Below are 296 nucleotides of genomic sequence, written 5' to 3' on the forward strand. Positions count from 1 at the left end.
CGGTCGCCGAAGTAGACCGCGTAGGAGACGTCGTCCGAGTCGCCGCCCTCCTGGTACCCGCCTATCACCCCGACCAGCGTGCCGAGGCCGGTCTTCGGGTCGATGCCGCGCAGCAGCGGTCCGCCGCTGGTGCCGTCGGAGAAGCCGGTGCAGTCGAACTCCGACTGCGTGTCGCTGTAGGCGGTGAGCGAGTTCAGGCAGGAGATCGGCTGGTCAGTGCTGGCCGGGTAGCCGATGACGCCCACCGTGGTCGGCCGGTCCGCGCCGAAGGCGATCTGCTCGGCACCGACCTCGTC

At 70.3% G+C, this 296-nt stretch carries 1 pseudogene; it reads right to left on the bottom strand.

The features are described from left to right. Positions 1-296, bottom strand: a pseudogene (locus tag DN069_RS40785) (trypsin-like serine peptidase); the annotation flags it as partial.

Origin of the sequence: Streptacidiphilus pinicola (assembly GCF_003258295.1) — a bacterium.
Classification (GTDB): Bacteria; Actinomycetota; Actinomycetes; order Streptomycetales; family Streptomycetaceae; genus Streptacidiphilus; species Streptacidiphilus pinicola.